Annotated in this window: 4 protein-coding genes; all 4 read right to left on the bottom strand. The window is 69.4% G+C overall.

The genetic code is table 11. From position 1 onward, the window contains the following. Positions 1-96: 96 nt before the first annotated feature. A complete protein-coding gene (locus VGV06_03680; GenBank protein ID HEV2054257.1) occupies positions 97-225 on the bottom strand; it encodes a hypothetical protein in 129 nt (42 codons plus the stop codon). A 762-nt stretch (positions 226-987) separates the two neighbouring features. After that, complete coding sequence (locus VGV06_03675; GenBank protein HEV2054256.1) at positions 988-1170, bottom strand: hypothetical protein; 183 nt, start codon at positions 1168-1170, stop codon at positions 988-990. A gap of 99 nt (positions 1171-1269) precedes the next feature. After that, positions 1270-1683, bottom strand: coding sequence for a hypothetical protein (locus VGV06_03670; GenBank protein ID HEV2054255.1), 414 nt, complete (start codon positions 1681-1683; stop codon positions 1270-1272). 200 nt (positions 1684-1883) lie between these two features. Further along, a partial coding sequence (locus tag VGV06_03665) for a D-2-hydroxyacid dehydrogenase (GenBank protein ID HEV2054254.1) occupies positions 1884-2813 on the bottom strand: 930 nt, incomplete at its 5' end.

Here is a 2813-nt window from a genome sequence, read left to right as displayed (position 1 = left end):
GGACGAAGACGGCCCAAACTCTTTGGTCAAGTCCACCGTGATCGTCAGAATGTTCCCGGCCACCGTCATCTGCACGTTCTTCATCTCAGTGTCTCCTTAGGGACGCGGGGTGATGACGAAGCGGAAGCGGGCGTCGGGGCGCTCGTAGCGCGCGAAGGCGTCGTGGATCTCCGGGGCGGTGACGCGCTGATACTGGGCCGGGGCGTGCGCATAGGAGGGACACACGCTGTTCCCTCGGTTCCCGCGCCGCGCGATGGGGGTGGGCGACATGCGGCCTGCCCTGCGGGCCCCAGCCTGACACCCGGCATTGCGCGCGTCACTGGGGCGAAGGCGAGCATCCGCACCGCGACCGCCCTCTGACCCGGGCCGTCCTGCGCCGCCACGGGCGCGCGGTCAACACACGGGCGGAGGGGTGCGGCTGCGGGGCCGGGGGGGCGCCGCCGGGTGGCAGGGGCAGCCTTGAGAGAAGGACTGAGCGGCGGGCTCCGTGAGGGCGGCGGGCGCGGGTGGGGCGGGGCCGGGCGGCGCGGGGGCGCCGGAGCGGGCCCGGTGGGCGAGGATGCCCTGCCTGGCGAGGGGATCCTGCACGGTGGCGATGACGCGCAGGTGGCCCCCACAGCGGGGACAGGCGAGGACAGCGAGATCGAATACGCGGCGCATCAGGGCGGCCCAGGTCCACGGGTCCGGGGTACCGGCGGCGGGGGGAGTGGCCGCGAGCGAGCACGCGGTGGCGTCAGGGGCCGCGCGGCCGTCGCGGACGACCTGTGAGCGCCAGCGCGCCTGCGGGGCGAGGACGCCGTGATAGCGCACCACGGTGATCGCCGGGCGAGGCGGGATCGCGGAGGGGTCTGGGGCCGGCGCCAGCCCAAGGTGGGCGAGGATCGCGCGCACGACACCGGGGTCGTGCACGGCAGTGTGAGGGCGACGCCTGACGCGTCCCTGAACGGCCCCGGCATCATCGAGACTCCATCACGAGCGGGGGCGGCGCTAGAGCTTCGCCGCCCGCTCGGACAGCCGCTCGACGAGCGCGATCACTTCCTTCATCCGCTCTCTCAACTCCGCCTCGGCCTTCTTCGCGCCCTCGGCGAGGGCGGCCTCGAGCGCGTCCTCCAGGTTCGTGACGGCGATCCCAAACACCTTGAGCAAACGGCGCGTGCTGTCCTGAGCCATGGTTCACTCCTGCTGTTGAAGGTTTTGGGCCGAGCTCATGGACAACCTGTGCGCCCTGGATAGGAAGGACGCGCGCCCGCTCTCAGTCGCCCATCAGCTCTACGCGGAGCCGAGGAGCTTGGCGGCCTTGCTCACGTCGCGCGGGGCCACCCACAGGATGGCCCCGTAGCGGCCGGCGCCCGCGCAAACGGCGTCGATGGCCGTCACGTTGATCTTCGCCTCGGCGAGCTTCCTGTGCAGCTCGGCCACCGCACCCACGCGCTCCTCGCCACTCACCAGGATGGCGCGCTTGGGGCCCGTGAGCTTCCACTTGGCCGTCCGCGCGAACTGCTTGAACGCGGCCGGATCGGCGGGAACGAAGTCGAGCTGGGAGCCGCGCCCTTCGGGGAAACCAGAGAAGGCGAGGAGATTGATCCCGGCCTCCTGGAGCGCCGTCAGAAAACGGCTGCCCTCGCCCGCCTTGTTGGGCACCTGCGCGTAGAAGTACTCGACGCGTTGAATCGTGTCAGCCATGGTCGGTCTCCTTCAGGCCTCGAGCTCGGTGCCCAGCGCCTGGTTGAATCGGTCGGGGCTGTGCGGGACCGATAGTTCGCTGGGCACCTCGCCCTGGGTGTGCTGCATGGTCACGGACCAATTATATCGAACGCGCCGGACCTGTGTCCGACGCTGTTGGGCCGCCCGTCGTCGGAGAATTGCGTCGCGCCGGCCGTAGCTCAATAACCATCTGCCCAATCGACGACATTGGTCAGGGGCCGCCCGTCCAGATAGGCGCGCACATTGTCGCAGAAGAGGTTGATCCCCCGATGCTGACGCATGTCACTGCCGCCAGAGATATGCGGGGTGATGAGGACGCGCTCATCGTCCCAGAGGCGACGATCGGGTTCATGTTCAAACTCACCCACATAGACGTCCAGGGCCGCCCCCCGCAGCTTTCCCGCCGCGAGGGCAGCGATCAACGCCTCTTCGTCGATGATTTCACCCCGCGCGACGTTCACCAGGATAGCGCCTGGCTTCATGGCGGCAAAGGCCTCCCGACCGATCAGCTTGGTCGTCTCCGGTGTCCACTGACAACAGACCACCACGCCGTCGCTCTCCTCGAGGAGAGCATAGAGACGCTCGGGGCTTTCCAGGCGGCTGAATCCGGCTGGCAGTACGGTATCGGGCGCCACCCGGCGCCGCGTGCCGGTCACCCGCATGCCGGCACTGGCGCACAACCGCCCCACCTCCTGGCCGATGCCACCGGCGCCCACGACGCACACCGTCTTCCCCTGCAGCAGCAGGGGACGATAGGTGCGATGGTCGAAACGATGCCGCTGCCGATCGCGAGATGCATGGTGGAGCCCCCTGGCGAAGTGGAGGAGGCTGGCCAGGACATACTCAGCCATGGGGCGGGTATTGCCATAGCCGCGCGAGGTGGTGGCGATGACATCGCTGCCCCAGAGATCCCCGCGTAACAGGTTGCTCGCCCCGGCTGGGAGTTGGTGGCACCAGCGCAGGCGCGGCGCCCGGGCCCGGAGATCCAGCGGAAACGGAAAGCCCCCGAGGATGATCTCGGCGCTGGCCAGCAGCTGGTCGCGCTCCTGGCGCGAACTGATTGGTCCTACACGCTGGCCGAGGTAGCGTTGTACCGTCCACGGCGGCCA

This window comes from Candidatus Methylomirabilota bacterium, from assembly GCA_035936835.1.
Classification (GTDB): Bacteria; Methylomirabilota; Methylomirabilia; order Rokubacteriales; family CSP1-6; genus AR37.
Note: the sequence above shows the minus strand (reverse complement) of the source record. Positions and strands in the feature narration are given on the sequence as shown.